Source organism: Hymenobacter sp. CRA2 (assembly GCF_002007105.1).
GTDB lineage: Bacteria > Bacteroidota > Bacteroidia > Cytophagales > Hymenobacteraceae > Solirubrum.
On the sequence record NZ_MVBC01000016.1, the window covers coordinates 90,263 to 110,917 of the forward strand.

The 20,655-nt window shown below is 60.8% G+C and carries 23 protein-coding genes; 5 read left to right on the forward strand and 18 right to left on the reverse strand.

Translation table 11 applies throughout. The features are described from left to right. Window positions 1–18 precede the first annotated feature (18 nt). From nuoF to B0919_RS21005, 6 genes are all read right to left on the reverse strand, one after another. Window positions 19–1,362, reverse strand: a complete 1,344-nt coding sequence (gene nuoF / locus B0919_RS20980; RefSeq protein WP_078014256.1) for an NADH-quinone oxidoreductase subunit NuoF — start codon at window positions 1,360–1,362, stop codon at window positions 19–21. Between the two features lie 18 nt (window positions 1,363–1,380). Then, window positions 1,381–1,947 (reverse strand): complex I 24 kDa subunit family protein, encoded by a 567-nt coding sequence (nuoE, locus tag B0919_RS20985; RefSeq protein WP_078014257.1) that lies wholly within the window; start codon window positions 1,945–1,947, stop codon window positions 1,381–1,383. 10 nt (window positions 1,948–1,957) lie between these two features. Further along, the gene (nuoD, locus tag B0919_RS20990) at window positions 1,958–3,148 is read right to left on the reverse strand and encodes an NADH dehydrogenase (quinone) subunit D (RefSeq protein WP_139362305.1); all 1,191 of its coding nucleotides are present in this window, start codon (window positions 3,146–3,148) and stop codon (window positions 1,958–1,960) included. 170 nt (window positions 3,149–3,318) lie between these two features. After that, window positions 3,319–3,888: an NADH-quinone oxidoreductase subunit C gene (locus B0919_RS20995; protein WP_078014259.1), complete on the reverse strand. Its 570-nt coding sequence runs from the start codon at window positions 3,886–3,888 to the stop codon at window positions 3,319–3,321. 88 nt (window positions 3,889–3,976) lie between these two features. Further along, a complete protein-coding gene (locus tag B0919_RS21000) occupies window positions 3,977–4,534 on the reverse strand; it encodes an NADH-quinone oxidoreductase subunit B (RefSeq protein WP_078014260.1) in 558 nt (185 codons plus the stop codon). Between the two features lie 160 nt (window positions 4,535–4,694). Beyond that, window positions 4,695–5,081 (reverse strand): NADH-quinone oxidoreductase subunit A, encoded by a 387-nt coding sequence (locus tag B0919_RS21005; protein ID WP_078014261.1) that lies wholly within the window; start codon window positions 5,079–5,081, stop codon window positions 4,695–4,697. A gap of 198 nt (window positions 5,082–5,279) precedes the next feature. Between B0919_RS21005 and B0919_RS21010 the strand changes: the two genes are divergently transcribed. Further along, a complete protein-coding gene (locus B0919_RS21010) occupies window positions 5,280–5,876 on the forward strand; it encodes a Uma2 family endonuclease (RefSeq protein ID WP_078014262.1) in 597 nt (198 codons plus the stop codon). 65 nt (window positions 5,877–5,941) lie between these two features. Here the strand turns inward: B0919_RS21010 and pruA are convergent, their stop codons facing one another. Continuing rightward, entirely contained in the window at window positions 5,942–7,612 is a 1,671-nt protein-coding gene (pruA, locus tag B0919_RS21015; protein WP_078014263.1) for an L-glutamate gamma-semialdehyde dehydrogenase, read from the reverse strand. A gap of 129 nt (window positions 7,613–7,741) precedes the next feature. On the opposite strand from pruA, the gene B0919_RS21020 reads away from it, so the two are divergent. Continuing rightward, window positions 7,742–8,455, forward strand: a complete 714-nt coding sequence (locus B0919_RS21020; protein WP_078014264.1) for an SIMPL domain-containing protein — start codon at window positions 7,742–7,744, stop codon at window positions 8,453–8,455. A 5-nt stretch (window positions 8,456–8,460) separates the two neighbouring features. Here the strand turns inward: B0919_RS21020 and B0919_RS21025 are convergent, their stop codons facing one another. From B0919_RS21025 to B0919_RS21040, 4 genes are all read right to left on the reverse strand, one after another. Beyond that, window positions 8,461–9,153, reverse strand: coding sequence for a YjjG family noncanonical pyrimidine nucleotidase (locus B0919_RS21025; RefSeq protein ID WP_078014265.1), 693 nt, complete (start codon window positions 9,151–9,153; stop codon window positions 8,461–8,463). A gap of 20 nt (window positions 9,154–9,173) precedes the next feature. Beyond that, entirely contained in the window at window positions 9,174–9,857 is a 684-nt protein-coding gene (locus tag B0919_RS21030) for a hypothetical protein (protein ID WP_139362300.1), read from the reverse strand. Window position 9,858: 1 nt separating this feature from the next. Further along, window positions 9,859–10,179 carry a (2Fe-2S) ferredoxin domain-containing protein gene (locus B0919_RS21035; protein WP_078014267.1) on the reverse strand — a complete coding sequence of 107 codons (321 nt, stop codon included), beginning with the start codon at window positions 10,177–10,179 and terminating at the stop codon, window positions 9,859–9,861. Between the two features lie 148 nt (window positions 10,180–10,327). After that, window positions 10,328–10,723 (reverse strand): ArsR/SmtB family transcription factor, encoded by a 396-nt coding sequence (locus B0919_RS21040; RefSeq protein ID WP_078014268.1) that lies wholly within the window; start codon window positions 10,721–10,723, stop codon window positions 10,328–10,330. A 114-nt stretch (window positions 10,724–10,837) separates the two neighbouring features. Here B0919_RS21040 and B0919_RS21045 point away from each other — a divergent pair, with 114 nt between their 5' ends. Beyond that, the gene (locus tag B0919_RS21045; protein WP_078014269.1) at window positions 10,838–11,527 is read left to right on the forward strand and encodes a carboxypeptidase-like regulatory domain-containing protein; all 690 of its coding nucleotides are present in this window, start codon (window positions 10,838–10,840) and stop codon (window positions 11,525–11,527) included. Between the two features lie 349 nt (window positions 11,528–11,876). Continuing rightward, the gene (locus B0919_RS21050) at window positions 11,877–13,253 is read left to right on the forward strand and encodes an NAD(P)/FAD-dependent oxidoreductase (protein ID WP_078014270.1); all 1,377 of its coding nucleotides are present in this window, start codon (window positions 11,877–11,879) and stop codon (window positions 13,251–13,253) included. A 66-nt stretch (window positions 13,254–13,319) separates the two neighbouring features. On the opposite strand, the gene B0919_RS21055 is transcribed toward B0919_RS21050, so the two are convergent. The 7 genes from B0919_RS21055 to B0919_RS21085 form a co-directional block, all read right to left on the reverse strand. Then, the gene (locus tag B0919_RS21055) at window positions 13,320–13,718 is read right to left on the reverse strand and encodes a hypothetical protein (RefSeq protein ID WP_078014271.1); all 399 of its coding nucleotides are present in this window, start codon (window positions 13,716–13,718) and stop codon (window positions 13,320–13,322) included. A 124-nt stretch (window positions 13,719–13,842) separates the two neighbouring features. Further along, on the reverse strand, window positions 13,843–14,217 hold the full coding sequence (locus B0919_RS21060; protein WP_078014272.1) for a PH domain-containing protein: 375 nt from the start codon (window positions 14,215–14,217) through the stop codon (window positions 13,843–13,845). 73 nt (window positions 14,218–14,290) lie between these two features. Continuing rightward, window positions 14,291–15,739, reverse strand: a complete 1,449-nt coding sequence (locus B0919_RS21065; protein WP_078014273.1) for an amidohydrolase — start codon at window positions 15,737–15,739, stop codon at window positions 14,291–14,293. 90 nt (window positions 15,740–15,829) lie between these two features. Continuing rightward, window positions 15,830–16,351, reverse strand: coding sequence for a HEAT repeat domain-containing protein (locus B0919_RS21070; RefSeq protein ID WP_078014274.1), 522 nt, complete (start codon window positions 16,349–16,351; stop codon window positions 15,830–15,832). A 63-nt stretch (window positions 16,352–16,414) separates the two neighbouring features. Further along, window positions 16,415–16,810 (reverse strand): hypothetical protein, encoded by a 396-nt coding sequence (locus tag B0919_RS21075; RefSeq protein WP_139362301.1) that lies wholly within the window; start codon window positions 16,808–16,810, stop codon window positions 16,415–16,417. Between the two features lie 160 nt (window positions 16,811–16,970). Then, window positions 16,971–19,331: a M1 family metallopeptidase gene (locus B0919_RS21080; RefSeq protein ID WP_078014276.1), complete on the reverse strand. Its 2,361-nt coding sequence runs from the start codon at window positions 19,329–19,331 to the stop codon at window positions 16,971–16,973. 176 nt (window positions 19,332–19,507) lie between these two features. Beyond that, window positions 19,508–20,119 carry a HupE/UreJ family protein gene (locus B0919_RS21085; protein ID WP_078014277.1) on the reverse strand — a complete coding sequence of 204 codons (612 nt, stop codon included), beginning with the start codon at window positions 20,117–20,119 and terminating at the stop codon, window positions 19,508–19,510. Between the two features lie 92 nt (window positions 20,120–20,211). Here B0919_RS21085 and B0919_RS21090 point away from each other — a divergent pair, with 92 nt between their 5' ends. Further along, a complete protein-coding gene (locus tag B0919_RS21090; protein WP_078014278.1) occupies window positions 20,212–20,634 on the forward strand; it encodes a hypothetical protein in 423 nt (140 codons plus the stop codon). The last annotated feature ends 21 nt before the right edge of the window (window positions 20,635–20,655 follow it).

Here is a 20,655-nt window from a genome sequence, read left to right on the forward strand (position 1 = left end):
GTCAGTTCTACAGTAAAATTACACTGCTACCGCCGCTTTCGACGAGTAGTAGGCGCCGGGGCGAGTAGCTTCGGCGGGGTTGGTCACGTGCCACTCAAACTCGTGGCGGAAGTGGCGCACGGCGGCGGCAACGGGCCAGGCGGCGGCTTCGCCGAGCGGGCAGATGGTGTTGCCTTCGATTTGCTTGGCCACGCTCACCAGCAGGTCGATGTCGTGCATGTGGCCGTGGCCGTGCTCGAGGCGGTGCAGCACCTTTTCCAGCCAACCCGTACCCTCGCGGCAGGGCGAGCATTGCCCGCACGACTCGTGATGGTAGAAGCGGGAGAAGCTCCAAGTGTTGCGCACGATGCAGGTCGTCTCGTCCATGGCGATGAAGCCGCCCGAACCCAGCATGGTGCCGGTCACGAAGCCGCCGTCCGACAGGGACTCGTAGGTCATCAGGCGGTTTTCACCGGCTGCGGTTTTCAGAATCAGCTCCTTGGGCAGAATCGGCACCGAGGAACCACCGGCTACCACCGCCTTCAGGTCGCGGCCCTTCCAGATGCCGCCGCAGTACTCGTCGGAGTAGATAAACTCCTCCACGGGCACGCCCAGCTCGATTTCGTAGATGCCCGGCTTGTTGAGGTGGCCGCAGGCCGAAATCAGCTTGGTGCCGGTGCTCTTGCCCACGCCCAGCTTGGCGTACTCCTCGCCGCCGTCGTTCACGATGGGAACTACCGCTGCAATGGACTCTACGTTGTTGACCACTGTCGGGCGGGCGTAGAGGCCCTGCACGGCCGGGAACGGGGGCTTGTTGCGCGGGTTGCCACGCTTGCCTTCCAGGCTCTCCAGCAGGGCGGTTTCCTCACCGCAGATGTAGGCGCCGCCGCCGGGATGCACGTGCAGGTCCAGGTCGTAGCCCGAGCCTAGGATGTTCTTGCCCAGGAAGCCGTTGGCGTAGGCCTCGGCAATGGCTTTTTCCAGGATGCGCAGCACGTAGAGCAGCTCGCCGCGGATGTAGATGTACGAGGTGTTGGCGCCCAGCGCATACGAGCTCGTAATCATGCCCTCGATGAGCAGGTGCGGCAGCTTCGACATCAGGTGGCGGTCCTTGAAGGTACCGGGCTCCGATTCGTCGGCGTTGCACACCAAGTGGCGCGGCACGCCCTCTGGCTTGGCCAGGAAGCTCCACTTCATGCCGGTGGGGAAGCCGGCGCCGCCGCGGCCGCGCAGGCCCGACTTCTTCACCTCTTCCACCACCTCGTCGGGGGTCATCGTCTTCAGGGCCTTCTCCACCGAGCGGTAGCCGCCGTGTTTGCGGTATACCTCGAAGGTGTCGATGCCGGGGACGTTAATATGTTCGGTCAGTAGCTTGCGGCCCATGACGGTAGTTGCTTCAGGTTATTGTTGCGAGTGTGCCAGGCCGGTTTCTTCCCAGGGAAGCAGCGGGCGGTGCACAAGGTTGCGCAGCTCGTTAAGCATAGCGTCCACCGCTTCCGGCGTGTCCAGCTGCTCGTAGTACTTCTCGCGCACCTGCACGATGGGGGCCGTGCCGCAGGCGGCCAGGCATTCCACTTCTTTCAGCGTAAACAGACCGTCGGGCGAGGTGCCGCCGACCTTGGCGCCGGTGATGCGCTCCAGCTGGGCGGTCAGCTCGTCGGAGCCGCGCAGCATGCAGGGGCCCGTGCGGCAGATTTCCAGCACGTGCTTGCCCACCGGCTTGAGGTTGAACATCGTGTAGAACGAGGACACCTCGTACACCTCGATGGGCAGGATGCCGATGGTTTCGGCCACCAGATCCTGCACTTCCGGGCTCACCCAGCCGCCAAACTCCGCCTGCGCGATGTGCAGCAGGGGCAGCAGGGCCGACTTGCGGCGCTCGGCCGGGTAGTGCGTAAACAGACGGGCAATTTCGGCCTGGGCGGCGGGGGAGAATTGCGGCTTTACGGGCGCGGTTGTCGATTCCATTCGTGGCAGATTAAGCGTCCAGCTCGCCAGCAATGACGTTCATGGAGCTCAGGGTAATGATGGCGTCGGAGAGGGTCGAGCCTACCACCATTTCGGGGTAAGCCTGGTAGTAGATGTAGCACGGCCGGCGGAAGTGCAGGCGGTAGGGCGTGCGCCCGCCGTCCGAAATCAGGTAAAAGCCCAGTTCGCCGTTGCCGCCTTCCACGGAGTGGTACACTTCACCAGCCGGGGCGTCGATTTCGCCCATGATGATTTTGAAGTGGTAGATCAACGCCTCCATATTGCGGTACACCTCCTGCTTGGGCGGGAGGTAGTAGTGCGGGGCGTCGGCGTGGTAGGGGCCTTCGGGCAGGTTTTCCAGCGCCTGGTTGATGATGCGCAGGCTCTGCCAGATTTCCTCGTTGCGCACCAGGTACCGGTCGTAGGTGTCGCCGTTGGTGCCCACCGGAATTTCGAAGTCGAAATCCTGGTACGAAGAGTAAGGATTCATCACCCGCACGTCGTAGTCGACGCCGGCGGCGCGCAGGTTGGGGCCGGTGAAGCCGTAGTTCAGGGCGCGCTCCGCGCTGATCGGACCCACGTTGATAGTGCGGTCCATGAAGATGCGGTTGCGGTCGAACAGGTTCTGGAACTCGCGCATCACCGCCGGGAAGCGCTTCAGCCAGGTGCGCAGCTTCTCCAGCGCCACCGGCGACAGGTCGCGCTCCATGCCGCCCACGCGGCCCATGTTGGTCGTCAGGCGCGAGCCGCAGACCTCCTCGTAGATTTCGTAGATGTTTTCGCGCTCCTCAAACAGGTAGAGGAAGCCCGAAAACGCGCCGGTGTCCACGCCCAGAATGCCGTTGCAGACCAAGTGGTCGGCAATGCGGGCCAGCTCCATCATGATGACGCGGATGTACTGGGCGCGCTTGGGCACCTCGATGCCCAGCAGCTTTTCCACCGTCATGTGCCAGCCCATGTTGTTGATGGGGCTGGAGCAGTAGTTCATCCGGTCCGTCAGCGGCGTAATCTGGTAGAAGGGACGCCGCTCGGCAATCTTCTCGAATGCCCGGTGGATGTAGCCGATGGTGGGCACGCCGGAAATGATTTTCTCGCCATCCATCTGCAGGATGTTCTGGAAAATGCCGTGCGTGGCCGGGTGCGTGGGGCCCAGGTTCAGCGTGGTGAGGTCCTGGCCGAAATCTTCGGTTTTGGTGACCATCACGCCGCGCTGCTGTTGGGCAGCCTCGTGGTGTATATGTCCCGTCGCGGTAAGTGCGTCGTTCGTTGCCATGTTAGTTAGTACTGAGTAGGGAGTATTGAGTAGTGAGTATCAATGGGCGAGAAAATGAATTCTCAGTACTCAATACTCGGTACTCCATACTAATCAGGTTATCGGCCGAAGAACAGGTCGGTTTTGTCTTCGCGGGTGCCGTCTTCCAGCGGGTACTCCTTGCGCATGGGGTGGTAATCCATGTCCTCCACATTTAGGATGCGGATCAGGTTGGGGTGCCCGGTGAAGATGATGCCGAAGAAGTCGTAGGCTTCGCGCTCCATCCAGTTGGCGGTGGCGTACACGTCCGTGAGGGTGGGCACGACCGGGTCCTGAATGGGGAAGAAGATTTTCAGGCGCAGCCGGATGTTGTTGACTAAGCTGTGCAACTGGTACACCACGCTCAGCTCCTTGCCTTCGTTCTCGGGCCAGTGCACGCCGCACATGGTCGTGAGGAAGTTGAGTTGCAACTGCTCCTCGCCGTGGAGCACGTCGATGATTTCGTGAATCTTCTCGCGTGCTACCGTAGCCGTCAGCAGGCCGTATTGCTCCTCCACGTCCGAGAACGTGTCGGCGCCGAACAGCTCCTGCAGCCGGGTCAAGATCTGCTCGTTGCCAATGGCCGCGTGGGCTTTCACATAGTCAGCCGCCTTTTGCTGGGCCGCCGGCGAGGTGTTGAGGTCAGTCATTCTCTAGTATTGAGTATAGAGTATTGAGTAGTGAGTACCGAGCAAGGGCCGGGGCCGCGTCTCAATACTCACTACTCTGTACTCACTACTATTTGATGTTGTAGGACTCGAGCAGCGCCTGGTACTCGGGCGAGTTGCGGCGGCGGATCGACTCGTTCTTGGCCAGCTCCTGCACGCGCATCAGGCCTTCCAGCACCTGCTCGGGGCGGGGCGGGCAGCCGGGCACGTACACATCCACCGGGATGATGCGGTCGATGCCCTGGAGCACGGAGTAGCTATCAAAAATGCCGCCCGAGCAGGCGCAGGCGCCCATGGCCAGCACCCAGCGGGGCTCAGCCATCTGCTCGTACACCTGCTTCACGATGGGAGCCATCTTCTTGGCAATGGTGCCCATCACCATCAGCAGGTCGGCCTGCCGGGGCGAAAACGACGGACGCTCCGAGCCGAAGCGCGAAATGTCGTAGTGGGCGCCCATGGTGGCCATGAACTCGATGCCGCAGCAGGAGGTAGCGAAGGGCAGGGGCCACAGGGAGTTGGCGCGGGCAATGCCCACCACCTTGTCCAGCGAAGTGGCGAAGAAACCGGCGCCTTCGATGCCCTCGGGGGCGGCTACGGTTTTGATTTCAGGAACGCGGTTATCACTCATGACGAATGGTCTCTGGTTGGGGAAGTAAGCGCGGCGGCAACTCCACCTTTCCGAACACAAGTCCGGGCGTTTTAGTGCTTCTTGTCTAGAGCTTAGTGTTTGGCTCGCTCCAATATTTCAGGTCGATGCCAAGCGTTAGACACTATTGGCTAAGCACCAATTAGTTCTGCCACTTCAGGATGCCCTTCTTGATGATGTAGTAGAAGCCAGCCAGTAGCAGGCCCATGAACATCAGCATTTCGACAAAGCCGAACATGCCCAGCTCGCGGAAATTCACGGCCCAGGGGTACATGAAGATGACTTCCACGTCGAAGAGCACGAAGAGAATGGCCGTCAGGAAGTACTTCACCGAAATCGGGGTGCGGGCGTTGCCCACCGACTCGATGCCGCACTCGAAGGACGAGTCCTTTACCTTGGAGTGGCGCTTAGGCCCGATGAGGTGCGAGGCAATCATCGAGAAGGCGACGAAGGCCAGCGCAAGGCCAAATTGGATGAGAATCGGCAGGTAATCGGCCGGTTGGTAAGCAGCGGTGGTGGCTAACAGCATGACAGAAGAGAGGAAAGTGCTGTTGAGAAAAGGCATTGGGAGCAAAGGTAGGACGAAAACCGGGGGGGTGCAACGAATCCAAGACCGGGAGCGGCGTATCTTTGGAGAAACTGCGTGACCAGGCGGCTGAGGGCGTCAGACCTTAACAAACGACGCCAGTTTGCGAACTTCCGCCCCCAGCTTCTCCTTCCTTTGGCTATGGCTCATCCTCAACCTGATAAGCGCATGTATTCGGTAGAAGAGTACCTGGCACTGGAAGAAGTGTCGGAAGTACGCCATGAGTTTTACCAGGGCGAAATCTTTGCCATGACGGGCGCTTCGCTGCCGCACAACCGGCTTATCAAGAACAGCGTCCGTGCTATTGAAGACCGTATCAACCCCGATATGTGTGAAGCATTTATCGACGGCGCCTTGGTCGAAATCAGCGCCGACTGTTATCTGTACCCAGATGTAGTGGTATCGTGCCACGATGAGGACCTGGCATCGGACCGCATCCTGCGGCATCCGTCCGTCATCATCGAAGTCCTTTCGCCCAAAACCGCCGACTACGACCGTACCAGCAAGCTGCGGCTGTACCAGCGGCTGTCGTCGCTGCAGCATTACGTATTGATCCGTCAGGATTACTGCTGGGTTGATTGCCTGACGCGGGCGGCCGACGAATGGAGCCTGCGCGTGTATGACTCGCTGGCGGATGAGCTGGAGCTGTCGGCGTTGAATATCCGGATTCCGCTGGCGGAATTATACAAGCGGGTGAAACTGGACAACCCGCCGCAGCTGCAACCAGATATCCGGTAAGTACCTGCACAAAAAAGCCGCCCCGGTCACCCGGGGCGGCTTTTAGTTTCTACTAGCCGGGCCGCTTAGAAGCCACCTCCGCCAGTCACGTTCAGGTCCTCGTGGTTGTCCACGCCCATGAAGGGGTAGCGGTAGTCCACGGGCGGCACGAAGGTTTCCTTGATGGTGCGTGGCGACACCCAGCGCAGCAGGTTCAGGATGGAGCCGGCTTTGTCGTTGGTGCCGGAAGCGCGGGCCCCGCCGAAGGGCTGCTGGCCGACTACGGCGCCGGTGGGCTTGTCGTTGATGTAGAAGTTGCCGGCGGCGTGCACCAGCTTCTTGGTGGCCAGGTCCACGGCGTAGCGGTCCTTGGCGAAGATGGCGCCGGTGAGGGCGTAGGGAGAGGTGTTGTCGACCAGTTCCAGGGTCTTCTCGAAGTTCTGCGAGTCATACACGTGCAGGGTCAGCACCGGGCCGAACAGCTCCTCGCACATGGTCACGTACTGCGGGTCCTTGGCCACCAGGATGGTCGGCTCGATGAAGTAGCCTTTCGACTTGTCATAGTTGCCACCGGCCAGGATTTCCACCGACTCGTCGTTCTTGGCGTTGTCGATGTAGCGGGCCAGCTTGTCGAAGGACGCCTCGCTGATAACAGCGTTGACGAAGTTCGAGAAATCCTCCACGTCGCCCATCTTAAACGACTTCAAATCGTCGATGAGGTACTGACGCACTTCGTCCCACAGGTTCGAGGGAATATAGGCGCGCGAGGCGGCCGAGCACTTCTGGCCCTGAAACTCGAAAGCGCCGCGGGTAATGGCGGTGGCTACTTCCTTGGCGTTGGCCGAGGAGTGGGCGAGGATGAAGTCCTTGCCGCCGGTTTCGCCCACCACGCGCGGGTAAGCCTTGTAGCGCGACACGTTCTCGCCGATGGTCTTCCAAATGTTGTTGAAGACGCCGGTGGAGCCGGTGAAGTGGATGCCGGCGAAGTCGCGGTGCTTCAGAATCACGTCGCCGGCGGTGGGGCCGTCCACGTACACCAGGTTGATGACGCCGTCGGGCACGCCGGCCTCCTGGAACAGCTCCATCAGCACCTGCGCCGAGTACACCTGGGTGTTGGCGGGCTTCCACACCACCACGTTGCCCATCATGGCGGGCGCGGTGGGCAGGTTGCCAGCAATGGAGGTGAAGTTGAACGGCGTCAGCGCGAACAGGAAGCCTTCCAGCGGGCGGTGCTCCAGGCGGTTCCACATACCGGGCGCCGACTCGGGCTGCTGCTGGTAGATCTGCTGCATGAAATGCACGTTGAACCGGAAGAAGTCGATCAGCTCGCAGGCCGAGTCGATTTCGGCCTGGAAGGCGTTCTTGCTCTGGCCCAGCATGGTGGCTGCGTTCAGCTTGGCGCGGTAGGGGCCAGCCAGCAGCTCGGCGGCTTTCAGGAAAATAGCGGCGCGCTCCTGCCAGGGCAACTCGGCCCACTGGGTACGGGCGGCCAGGGCAGCATCAATGGCCTGCTGCACGTGCTCGGCCGAGCCGAGGTGGAAGTGGCCGAGGGTATGGTTATGGTCGTGGGGCGGCGAAATGCGCTGCAGGTTGCCGGTGCGCACTTCCTGACCGCCGATGTACATCGGAATGTCGCGCTCCTGGCTCTTGAGCGTTTTGAGCATCGCCTTGAGTTCGGCGCGCTCGGGGGAGCCGGGGGCGTAGCCCTTCACGGGCTCGTTCTTGGGGGCGGGGACGTTGAAAAAGCCGTTGGCCATAGCGGGGAATGTCAGGGGGCTTTGTGAAGGCTGGGATTGAGCGGACAAAGGTAAGGCATTGCCCATGCCGCGCCGAAACAGGTGCAATATTCGCCGCTGAGAATCCGTTCAGCCCAAAATTGTTTGAATATGCGTCTTGTACTATACCTCGGCGTTCTGGCGAGCCTGGCTGCCTGCAGCCCCACTTCCACTTCTACTCCGGCCGTGCGGCAGATCAAAGTGTCGGGGTTTGGCGTGGTGACGGCGTATCCTGATCTGGCCGAAATCACCGTTGAAGTTTCCTTCACCAAGCCCCGGCTCAAGGATGCCACGGTGGAAACGCAGGCGGTGGTGGAGCAGGTAGTAGCCGCCTCGAAGCCCTTTATTCGCAGCCAGGAGGACTTGCGCGTGAGCCACGTCTCCACCAACAAGGACTACGACTACGTGCGCGGCAAGCAGGTCTTCCTCGGTTTTGAGGCTACCCAGTCGCTGACCGTGCAGCTCGCCGACCTCAACCGGCTGGAAGACTACATGGAGGTGCTGCTGCAAACCCGTATCAGCCGCATCCGCAGCGTGGCTTACTCGCATTCCAAGGCCGACAGCCTGCACCGCGAAGCCCACGGCATTGCCTTGCGCAACGCGCTCAAATCGGCGGATAAGCTCTGCGGGGTGCTGGGCGCCAAGCGCGGCGACGTGCTGGAGGTGAGCGAACAGGATGCCAGCCAGCTCAGCGACGACAACTGGGACCGGCGCTCCGTGGACATGGAGCTGTACGGCAAGGGCATCAGCACGCGCAGCTTCAAGATTACGCCGGAACTGATGCACTTCGGGGGCGAGGTGCAAGCGGCCGTGGCCTTGGAGTAAGCCCGTTACAAAAAGCTCTTCAGCTCGCTCAAACAGCTGATTTCGTACGTCACCTCGGCCGAGTGGCGCCGCTTGTCGGGGTTGAAGTACACCTGATCGATGCCCGCGTTGTAGGCGCCGAGCACGTCGCATTCCAGGTTGTCGCCAATCATCAGGCTCTCGGCGGCGGTGGTGCCGGCGCGCTCCAGGGCGTGCTCGAAGATGCGGCGGTCGGGCTTCAGGCACCCGATGTGCTCGGAGGTGACAACCTCCTGGAAGTAGTCGGTCAGCCGCGAAGAGGCCAGCTTGATGTGCTGCACGTCCTGGAAGCCGTTGGTGATGAGGTGCAGCACGTACTTCTCCTTCAGGTAATCCAGCACCTCGTAGGTGAAGGGAAACACCGCCGACTTCTGGGGCAGGATGTCGGTGAACTGCGCCGATATATCCGCCGGTACTTCGCTTTCCGGCACGCCGAGCTTCATTAGGCTGCGCACGAAACGTATTTCGCGCAGCTCTTTCTGCCCGATCTTATTGGCCTGATACATGCGCCACAGGGCATGATTAACTTCGCTGTAGCGGGCAATGAATTCTTCGACCGAGAAGCCGTAGCGGGCGAAATCGTGCAGCTCGTACAGGTGGCGCAGGGTTTCGTCGGCGTTTTTCTCGAAGTCCCAAAGGGTGTGGTCGAGGTCGAAGAAGAGGTGGCGGTAGGTCTTCATGCAGTAGGTAAACAGTGGAGCTACGCAAATAGCTTCACTTTGAAGGGAAACCAGGTCGCGGGTTCATCCGCTATCTGGTCGGTGTAGGCCGTCACCCGCTGGCAGTCGGCTTGGTTGAGAAAAAGGCCGTATTCGTTCAGCGTGATGCCGAAATGCTGATGGTATTCCTGCTCCAGAACGTGGTAGGAAAACGGCTCGAAGCCGCCGAGGTCCAGCAGGCCAAGTAGGTCATAACCGATAACGCTGCCGGCATCCGGTTCCGGCAGGCGCCGTTGCAGCAACCGATGCAAGTCAAGTGCCACCGAAGGATATGCTTGGGTTTGCTCTAGGGCGGCAGGGTAAAAATTCTCGTCGAGAAATAGGCCCAGCAGTTGCACCTGGGGCAGCGATGCCAAGAAAAGCTTCTTAAATTCTAGGGCTTTAGCCAGGCTCGTAAAAAAGCCTGGGTAGCCGTAGTTGCTCTGCTCGTATTCCTGTTCAGTCCATGAATGCAAAGCAGCCAGTGCCGTTGCATCAGGCTTGAAGTTCTTGACCTTGGCAAATTGCCGCTTACTGTACAGCCAACTCAAGCCCCACTCAGCATCTGGATAAACGTAGCTGACATAGCGGCTAACTGACCACGTGCGGGAAGTATATGTGTACCCATTAACGGTGCCACGCTCGTGCTTGGGAATGATTAGATAATAGCCAGCGGTATAATACATACTAGGGCTCAATCTGTAACCGCCGCACCACCTTGTTGTTGCCCAGGTGCTCAGCTACAATGTCGCCGGCGTCTTTGGGTTGCACGTCGCCGTACCAGATGCCTTCAGGGTAGACGACCACAGCGGCGCCGTTACCTTTTTTGCAGTGCTTGCACACATCCAGGCAGCCGGCTGTCTGCACGCGGTTCTTGCGCTTTTTGCCGCCGAGCAGCAGGCTTTTCAGATCCTGCTTCTTCAACTCCTTTTTGATGGCCTTGGCGACGTCCTTGCCCACGTCGCTTTTCTGGTTGGTGCAGACGAACAGGTGGTGCTGGTATTTCATAAGGTCTTTCCGTCAGGTTGTCATCCTGAGCGCAGCCGAGGAATCTGGCGTGTTGGGGCCAGTAGTAATGCGGTGACCCGTTTTACTACTGGCCATCAGCACGCGAGATGTCTCGACTTCGCTCGACATGACGTTCTTTTTTCACCGCTCAGGTACGCGGCGTGCCGGTCCAGTGGCGGTTTTGCAGCTTATACGCCGCCAGTTCGCGGTTCGACCAGAGCGTCTGGTAGGTTTTCTGGTCCTTTACCAGCTGCGCGTCGCGCTCCATATAGCCGAGGTGTTGCTGCAGCAACTCGGCGTATTCCTCTTTGATGAAATAAAACAGCCAGTTGTCGAGGCGGCGGAAATTCACCAAACCTGCATTTTTCAGGGTCGATAATTGCCGGGAAACTTTCGTCTGGGTGAAATCCAGCACTTGCTCCAGGTCGGAAATGCACATTTCCTGGTTGCGCCAGAGCAAATGCAGGATGCGCACCCGGGATTCGTCGCCCAAAGCTTTATATAAGCCGAGCCCGAATGCAACGGAAAAGTGTTTGAGACGCATCTTTTGACCAACTGCGGGGTTATGTAGCCGGCAGCCCGTGCCTGCGAAGGTACGGGGCCGCTGCCCGACGCCCCGCGAAAGAGCCCTATCTTTGCTTATACGCAACCCGCTGACATGCCCTTGATTGTCCGTTTTCCCTCTTTTCTCAGCACCCTGTTGCTGACGTCGCTGCTCGTGCTGGCTGCCGCGCTGCTGCCTCACGGCGCTCAGGCGCAGGGACAACGGCGCGTGGTGCAGTTTACCGGCATCGTGGCCACCGGCGACTCGCTGCTGGGCGTGCCCGGTGCCACCGTGTTTGTGCCCAAGGCCGGCCGCGGCACCGCCACCAACGCCTACGGCTACTTCTCCATCCCGGTACTGGCCGGCGACTCCATCGTCATCCGCTCCTTGGGCTACCGCAATCAGTACGTCGTCATTCCGCCCGATTACCCTCGGCAGAGCTACTCCGTGATTGTGCAGCTGAAGGAGGACGCCACCGTGCTGCCTGAAGTGCGGGTATTCCCCTACGTGACGGAAAAGGACTTCAAGCGGGCGTTTCTGGCTTTGCGCCTGCCCACAGAGCGAGGTACGGCCACGGCGGAAAACCTCAACGAGCAGATTCTGCGGCGCATCTTCCTGAACGCGCCCGTGACCAGCATGGCCAATTACCGCCAGACCATGCAGGGCCAGCAGCTCGATCAGCAGCGCCGGATGGGTACCGCCCCGAACCCGTATTCCAACAACCCACTGCTGAACCCCTTCAGCTGGCTGCAGCTGATCAATCAGTTCAAAAACGGCGACTTCAAAAAGAAGAGCAACGACTAAGCTGGAGCGGTGATACCCGCTGTCATTGCGAGCAGAGCGAAGCAATCGGTCCTGTACAACGTGTCGACCTTAAAATGAGCATCGCCCGAAACTAGCGTCTGCAGTTTCGGGCGATGCTGTTTTCGGCTAGTAGGAATTGTGTCGGCGGGCTACTGGAGCAAAGATTGGCTACGCCTTCCTGTGGTTGCCGTGCTTGACTGCGTCGACCTTCGGTTCGCTCGCAATGACAGCCCGTGCGGCCGTTTGCGGGGGCGTTGCAACCACCAATGCGGTTTTCCGGTAAAGCCAAGCTAGGCCGCAATGTGCCACCGCGGGCTTATGTTGGCCCGCCCCAACCCAGGTTTGCCTTATGGACACGAACCTTCCCAAATCCGCGCATCCGCGCCTGGTCATCATCGGCTGCGGGTTTGCCGGGCTGCGCCTGGCGCAGGCGCTCAAGCACGACCCGGTGCAAATCGTGGTTATCGACCGCCACAACTACCACAACTTCCAGCCGCTGCTCTACCAAGTAGCTACCGGCGCCCTGGAGGCCGACAGCATCGCCTATCCCATCCGCAAAATCTTCGCGGGCCAGAAGAACTTCTTCTTCCGCCTTGCCGACGTGGAGCACGTGGACACGGCTTCGAACACGGTGCACACCAACATCGGCGACATCAGCTACGACTACCTCGTCATTGCCACCGGCTCGCTGACCAACTTCTTCGGTATCGAGAGCATCGAGCGCAACGCCATGCAGATCAAGAGCATCCCGAATGCCCTGAACCTGCGCAGCTATATCTTCCAGAACTTCGAGAAGGCCCTGCTCAAGGAAGACCCCGAGCAGCGGCAGGCCCTGCTGAACATCGTGGTGGTGGGCGGTGGCCCGACGGGCGTGGAAATCAGCGGCTCGCTGGCCGAAATGCGCCGTACGGTGCTGCCCAAGGACTATCCCGAACTGGACCTGAGCCAGATGAAAATCATCCTGGTGGAAGCCGGACCCGCCCTGCTCGGGCCCATGTCGAAAAAGTCGCAGGAGGAAGCCCTGCGCTACCTGCAGGACCTGGGCGTGGAGGTGCGCCTGAACACCGGCATCAAGCGCTTCGAGGACTGCCGCGCCTACTACTCCGAGACGGAATATATCCCGACGGAAAACCTTATCTGGGCCGCCGGCGTGAACGGCGCGGCCCTGCCCGGCCTGCCCGAGCCGGTGGTGACGCGCAACAAGCGCATCAATGTGAACCGCTGGAACCAAGTGGAAGGCCTGCCGAATGTCTTTGCCATCGGCGACGTGGCCAACATGGTGACCGAGGAAATGCCCAAGGGCCTGCCCATGCTGGCGCCCGTGGCCCAGCAGCAGGCTGACCACTTGGCCGAAAACTTCCGCCGCCTCGCCAAAGGCCAGCAGCCCGAGCCCTTCAACTACTTCAACAAGGGCGTTATGGCCATTGTGGCCCGCAACAAGGCCGTCGTCGACCTGCCCAAGGACGTGCACTTCCGCGGCTTCTTCGGCTGGCTCACCTGGCTTTTTGTGCACCTGATGACGCTCGTCGGCTTCCGCAACAAAGTCGTGGCCTTCATCGACTGGGCCTTCAGCTACTGGAACTCCGACAAAGCCCTGCGCCTGATCATCCGCCCCTTCAACCGCCGCGACATGAAGGACGACAAGGGCAAGCGCACCGCCGAGCAGCAAGTGGCCACCCCGCAGTACAACCCCACGCCCCCGGCTATTCAGACACCGGCCGCGTAGGAGCTGTTGCGGTTGTCCTCTATGCGAAGCGGCGAAGAACCACTGGAGTTCTTCGCCGCTTCTTGTTTACTGGCAGGGCTTGTCCTGTGCTACCTCTATGGTTACCAGGGGAGGGGGCGCAGCGCACTGCGTAGTACGCGGCCCCAAGGCCGATTTTTCGGATTCGGTAGCTTGGTGGGCTGCGAAATACACCTTTTTGCCGGGTTGCCGCAAGGCCGCAGGCAGGTTGATGGCGGTAACGGCAAATGAGTATTGGTTGCCGACCGAATCGACCCAGGCCTGGGCATTGGTGTTGGGCTGGCTCAGGTTCAGCACGAAGCCGTACGAACCCGAACCGGAAGCGCAGTGGCGGCCGACAACGGTGGCTTCGACGCATTGTAGCTGCGGATCATCGTCGTCTTGGCAGGCGGTGAATGCGAGCCCCAAGCCGACGAGCACGGAAAGCAGCAGAAAACGAAGTTTCATAGGTGGGAATAACGAAAGGGACCAGCACGGGCTAACCTGATAGCAAGGTCAGGCGGCTGCGTGAGCGACGGATACGCAAGATAATGCCCGGGCACTGGTATTTATACCCGTCCCTGAGTTTGCACTACAGCGCGTGCTCGGCCAGAGCCTTGCTGATGTCGTGGATGTTCTGGTCGTTGCGGAAGGTCTTGCTGATGGGCTCGGTTTGGCCCCGCACCCAGATTTTTAGCTCCGCGTCGAGGTCGAAGTGGCCGGTGGTTTCCATGCTGAAGCGCTCTACGCTGCGGTAGGGCACGCTGTGGTATTCTTTTTTCTTACCCGTCACGCCCTGCTTATCCACCAGGATCAGGCGTTTGTTGGTGAAGATAATTTGGTCGCGGATGATTACGAAGGCCCTTTCCACCCGCTCATCGGAGGCGAGGATGCGGGAGAGTTCCTGCTGGGTTTCCAGCGTGTCGTTTTCGGAGGCGTTGCCGAGGAGGCCGTCGAAGATGCTCATAGCTGAGATGGGTAGGATGGTGTGTGACCGGAAGGTACGCAGCAGCGGCTGCGCGCAACACAAAACCGGGCCATTAGTCGCGGTAGTTCAGCGCCGGTGCCCGGTTGCCGAGCAACGGTTGGTACTGGTAAGCGCCAACGTTGCGGCGGTGCTCGTCCTGGGCCTGGCGTAGCAGGGCCGGGGTGGTAAACAGGTCGAGGCCGGTCAGCGTCATGGTTTTGGCGGCCACCAGCATGCCCTTCGAGCCGATTTCGGTGCCGCCGCAGGCCACAGCCTGCCAGCTGTGCGCAGGCGTGCCGGGCACCCAGGTAGCGGCCTCCAGGCCCACGGTGGGCACCACGTAGCTCACGTCGCCCACGTCGGTGCTGCCGCCGCCCTCGTGCATGGCGTAGGGGCCGATCTGGCCGGCCGCGTCGAGGGGCGGAGCCGCGAAGCCCAGTGAGGTCTGAATCTGCTGGCCGAAAGTGCGTTCGGTGTCAGTGTAGCGCACGCCACCCACGCGCAGCAGGTTTTGCTGCAGTACCTGGGCCAGCGTCTGGTTGAGCAGCAAATCGTGGGTGCCGCCGATGAGTTCGTAGTCCATAGTGGTGCCGGTGCCCAGCGCCGCACCTTCGGCGGCCTTCACCACGCGCTCAAAAATGGCCTTAACCTCGTCCTTCCTGGGGTGGCGCACATAATAGTAGACCTCCGCAAAGTCGGGCACCACGTTCGGCGCCTTGCCACCGCCGGTAATGACGTAGTGAATGCGCGTTTCCTGCGGCACGTGCTCCCGCATCATGTTCACCATGTGGTTCATGGCCTCTACCGCGTCGAGGGCGCTGCGGCCGCGCTCCGGCGACATAGCCGCGTGAGCCGACACGCCGTGGAAACGGAACTTGGCTGACGTATTAGCCAGGTAGTTATTGAGCATGGCGCGGTTCTCGTTGGCCGGGTGCCAGTGAATCACCGCATCCACGCCCTGAAACAGACCCGCCCGCACCATGTACACCTTGCCGCTGCCACCTTCCTCGGCCGGCGTGCCATATACTTTGATCGTGCCCTTAAACTTTCCCTGCGCCAGCAGCTTCTTTAGCTCCACGCCCGCCGCCACGCTGGCCGTGCCGAAGAGGTGGTGCCCGCAGCCGTGGCCGGCGTCCTGACCCGCCACGGGTTGCTTCGTGGGCACGGCTTGTTGCGAAAGGCCCGGCAGGGCATCAAATTCTGCCAGCAGCCCAATGACCGGTTGGCCACTGCCGTAGGTAGCCACAAAAGCGGTGGGAATCCCTGCTACACCCGCTGCCACCATGAAACCGTTGTCGCGCAGTATTTGCTGCAGTAGCGCCGAGCTGCGCTTTTCCTTGTAGCCTACTTCGGCAAAGCTCCATATCTGTTGGGCCACGTCGCGGTAGGTAGCGTAGGCGGCATCGAGGTCTTTAAGAGCGGCCGATTTCAGGGCGCCGGGGGCGCCGGGGGCGGAGGAAGGAGCGGGAGCCGCGGCGAGCAGTAAGCCGCCTAGTAGGATGGAAGACAAGGAACGGTACATGGCCAGAAAATTCGCCGGACAGAAGCCGGTTACTAAGCCGAATAAAGCACGGAAAGGCCGAATCGCAGCCATAGGTAGGCTATGATCTGGTCAATCGGCCAAAACGGCGTCGGCCAGCTCGGCTAATTCCTCGATGCCAAACTCCAATAGGGCAGGGGAGGGGTGTTGTCGGGCCTGGGCTACTGCGGCGCGCAGATCCCGGCGCATGGCAGCATCGGGAGTGAATTCTTGCTCATCGACAATCCACACAGCCATGAGTAGCGCTTCGTAGCCGTGGTGTAGGATGATTTCGAACAACTGCGGCAGGTACTGGCGGCAGTCGAAGCTACGCAGCACGTACATAAGCGTGCCGTTGGCGCCGATGTTAGTAGGCTCCAGGGCTGCGCAAAAAAGCGATTCTACGGCCCGGGCGTCCCCCAAGCGCTTTAGCTCAATGGCAATGGCATTGCGCAACCACTGGTCGGCTGAATCGAGCAGCGAGAGATAAAACGCAAAAACGTCTTCCCCGCCGACTGCCGTCAGTGCGGCCAAAGCAGCAGCGCGCGTATCCGCATTCGCCGTCAAAACCTCGGATTTAAGATGAGCTAGTTGGGCTGCAGAGTGCTTGGACATAAGCTGAACAGCCGAACCACGCGGCCCGGCTGTTTCAAAGCTACTGCAAACTTAGCTTGCTGATCAGGGGCAGCCCGTGGCTGACAAGTTGCTGACCTGCACTAGCTTACCGCTGTTGAGTGCGAAGATTGGAGCCTGATTGGCCGTGCAGGGACGGAGCGCACCGGTAGTGCTAATGGTATAGGTGAAGTAGACCCGTTGCCCCGGCGAGTTCAGCGAACCAAAGTCATTGAAATTGACGGCTGCCAGCACGTTGGCGTGTCCGTATGCCTGTCCGCCAATGGGGTATTGCTCATCGAGTTTAATCAGGATGCCATCCAGGCAGGTTTCGCCCACCACGGTCCCGGAAACGCAGGCTGTCAGGGGCGGTGTTGGTTCGGGCTCCTGGCAAACCAGGGTATGGCAGCTGGTCAGCAAACCAGCCGCCAGCGCAGCGCAGGTGAGTACTAGGTGACGCATAAGCTAGAGGTTTGAGAATAAGGAACGTGTTCAATAAGACAGAGGCACATGTTTGGTAAAAGGTTGGCAGCGACATCCAAAAAATGATAATTGAACCAACGTAAACAAAAACAGCCGGACCATGTGGCCCGGCTGTTTCGGAAGAGAGGGTAGTATAGGCTTAGCGGCCCCCGCCGGTGCTGCTACCGCCTTGCTGCGGCTGCTGCGACGACACGTTGCGCTGCTGCATGGGGTTCGGCTGCTGGGGTTGCTGCTGCATCTGGAACAGCTCGAAGCGCGAGGGCGCCAGCTTGCGCGGGAAGCCGTTGTTCGACAGGTCCGTATCGGCCGTCTGCAGGTAGGGGTCGAGGGTGAAGGAAGCCACGGGCTTTTCCGTCATGAACACCTTGGTCACCTCGGCGTTGTTCTTGCGCCAGATTTCGGCCGGAATGTTCACCACTTCCTGCGTGCCGTCGTTGTAGGTCATCTGGATAACCACCGGCATCACCAGGCCGCCGATGTTTTTCAGGTTCACCTGGTAGAAGTTCAGGCCCTTCTTCAGCGTTTCCTGCTGCTGCGGGCTCAGCTTCGACACGTACTGCTGGTAGCGGGCCTTGTCCGTGTCCGACACGGCCAGCGCGTCGTAGCCGTTGTAGAAGTCCTTCAGCTCGGGCCGCTCGTCCACCAGGGTTTTGGGGATGTCCTGCAGGTTTCGCTGCTGCGAAAGGCTCTGCGGGGCAGCGTTCAGCTCCTCGCGGCGGCGGGCGTTTTCGATTTCAGGGTTCTTCGAGTCCACCTTGTACCACTGCACGTTCTCGATGCTGATGTCGGTGTGCTCGGTGCCGTAGAACCAGCCGCGCCAGAACCAGTCGAGGTCCACGCCCGAGGCGTCTTCCATGGTGCGGAAGAAGTCGGCCGGGGTGGGGTGCTTGTAAGCCCAGCGCTTGGCGTAGGTCTTGAAGGCGTGGTCAAACAGCTGACGGCCCATCACCGTCTCGCGCAGGATGTTCAGGGCCGTAGCCGGCTTGCCGTAGGCGTTGTTGCCCAGCTGCAGCACCGATTCCGAGTTGGTCATGATCGGGTTCTGCAGGTTCGTGGCCATGCTCATGTAGGGCACGATGTCCTTCGGCTCGCCGCGGCGCGAGGGGTAGCCCCGTTCCCATTCCTGCTCCGTGAGGTACTGCATGAAGGTATTCAGGCCCTCATCCATCCACGTCCACTGCCGCTCATCGGAGTTGACAATCATCGGGAAGAAGTTGTGGCCCACCTCGTGGATAACCACCGAAATCAGCCCGTACTTCGTGTTGGCCGAGTAAGTGCCGTCGGCTTCGGGGCGGTAGCCGTTGAAGCAGAGCATGGGGTATTCCATGCCGCCGATGGGGCCGTGCACCGAAATAGCCACCGGGTATTGGTACGGGATGGTGTACTTGGAGTACACTTTCAGCGTGTGCGCCACCGACTGCGTGCTGTACTGCCCCCACAGCGGGTTGGCCTCCTTGGGGTAGTACGACATGGCCAGCACGGGCTTGCCCTCCACGGTCAGGCCCATGGCGTCCCAGATAAACTTGCGCGAGGAAGCCCAGGCGAAGTCACGGACGTTCTTGGCGGCAAACACCCAGGTCTTGGTGCTCTTGGCGCGGCCCTGCTCGGCCTTCACGGCCTCCGGCTGCTCCACGATAACCACCGGCTTCGAGGCCGACTTAGCCTGCTCCAGGCGACGACGCTGCGTAGCGCTCAGCACCTGGTCGGGGTTCTGCAGGGTGCCGGTAGCGCCCACCACGTGGTCGGCGGGGGCGGTGATGCTCACGCGGTAGTCGCCAAAGGGCAGCGTAAACTCGCCCTGGCCCAGAAACTGCTTGTGCTGCCAGCCGTTCACGTCGTCGTAGACGGCCATGCGGGGGTAGAACTGGGCAATTTCGTAGAGGTAGTTCTTATCCTCGGGGAAGTACTCGTAGCCCGAGCGGCCGCCCAGCTTCTTCTGGTCGTTGACGGTGTAGTGCCACTTCACCGAGAAAGTCACCGACTGCTTCGGGGCCAGCGGCTGGGGCAGGTCCACGCGCATCATCGTGTAGTTGATGGTGTAGGGCAGCTGCTTACCGGCGCCCTTCATACGCAGGTCGTCAATCTTGAACGAGCCGTCGAAGCCCGTGCGCTCCAGGTATTCCATGGCCTGGAAGGGCATCCGCTCCCGCATTTCGCTGGTCTGCGTCGCCTTGGTCATGGAGTTCGGCGCGTAGATGTTCGCGTCGAGCTGTAGCCACAGGTAAGAGAGCTTGTCAGGCGAGAGGTTGGTGTAAGTGATGTCCTCCGAGCCGGTGATGCTCTGGTTGTCGTCGTTGAGCGTCACCTTGATGTTGTAGTCGGCGCGCTGTTGCCAGTAGTCCTTGCCCGGGGCACCGGAGGCCGTCCGATACGTGTTGGGCGTGGGCAGCTCCGTGCCGAGCTGGGCAAATTTATCGGTGCCGGAGTGGGTCTGCTGAGCCAGCGCCGGCGTGGCCAGCACCGCTCCCAGACCGGCGGCAAGAAGTAGGCGAAAACGCATACAGTGAGGAAAAAGCGTAAAGAGCGGTTAAGATAACACCCCGAAGCCGAAGGAGCGGCCCCATCAGGTTCTTGGCAAAGGCCAAGGACGCAGCCGCGGGCGCGGGGCTGCGTGGGGTAGGAGGCTAACTTCCAATCGGGGGCAAAAAGTGCCCCAGATGCAGCTAGGGTAGGCGCTTAAGTGGCCGTAAACTGATTGAGCAACAGTATAGTAGCGATGCCCGCCGCCGCGCCGCTCACGACCAGAAGCCAGTCGCGGCGGGCAGCCCCAAAACCGCGCAGCACCGCGAAGCCCAGCAGCAAGATGAGGCTTACGATGAGCAGTTGCCCGATTTCCACGCCCACGTTGAAGGCCAGCAGCTCCAGCACCGGGCGACTTTGCTGGCCCAGCAGTTCGCGCAGATAGTTGGAGAAGCCCAGGCCGTGAATCAGCCCGAACACGGCCGCCAGTAGGTTGGGCAGGGCCCACAGCACCGATTCGGGCTGTCGGCGCGCCGGGGAGTGTTCGGTGCGGCCAGCCTGGCGCAGGTTGGCCACGCAGGTCAGCAGGATGGTCACCGGAATCAGCGCCTCAATGACGGCCGCCGGAAACGTAACGATGCCGAGCGTGGCCAGCGCCAGCGTGAGCGAGTGGCCGAGGGTGAAGCTGGTCACCAGCGCCACCACGCGCCGCCAGTCGCGCAGCACGTAGGGCGCGCACAGGGCCAGTAGGAACACGAGGTGGTCGTAGGCCCGCAGGTTGAAGATGTGGAAAAAGCCGAGCTGGAGGTAGGTCTGAAAAACCGACATGCGGCAAAGCTAGCCGTTGGGGCCCAAACTGCCGTACTGCCCCACTGACCTCGCCGGTCCTATCTTGCACCGGCTAATTCTCCACCAGCTCCATGCGCAAGCAACTTCTCACCGCGGCCGGCGTGTTTCTGGCGGCAGCTGCCGTCCAGGCCCAGGATACCCCCACCCTGCCGGCCACGCCCACCCCGCCCGCCAGTGCCACCATCACCAAGCCGGGCCCCGATTCGGTGCAGGCCGTGCACACGCTGTTTCGCAAGCGTCGCAACGGCGGCACCGTGTTCACCGCCATTGGCGGGCTGGTAGGACTGCAAAGCATTCTGGATGGGCCATTCGACGTGAGCCGTGCCGGATCGGCGGCCGTGGCCGTGCCGTTTCTGGGTTACGGCATCAGCAAGCTGGTGCGCTTCGGCAGCAAAAAGGAAGAGGCCATTATCAAGCAGTATCAACAGGGCAAGCCGCTGCCCGCCGCCATTCGCAAGCGCCTGCGGCCGGAGTATTTCGCCCCGAACCGATAGCGCCGCCTCGCTCGTCGCCTC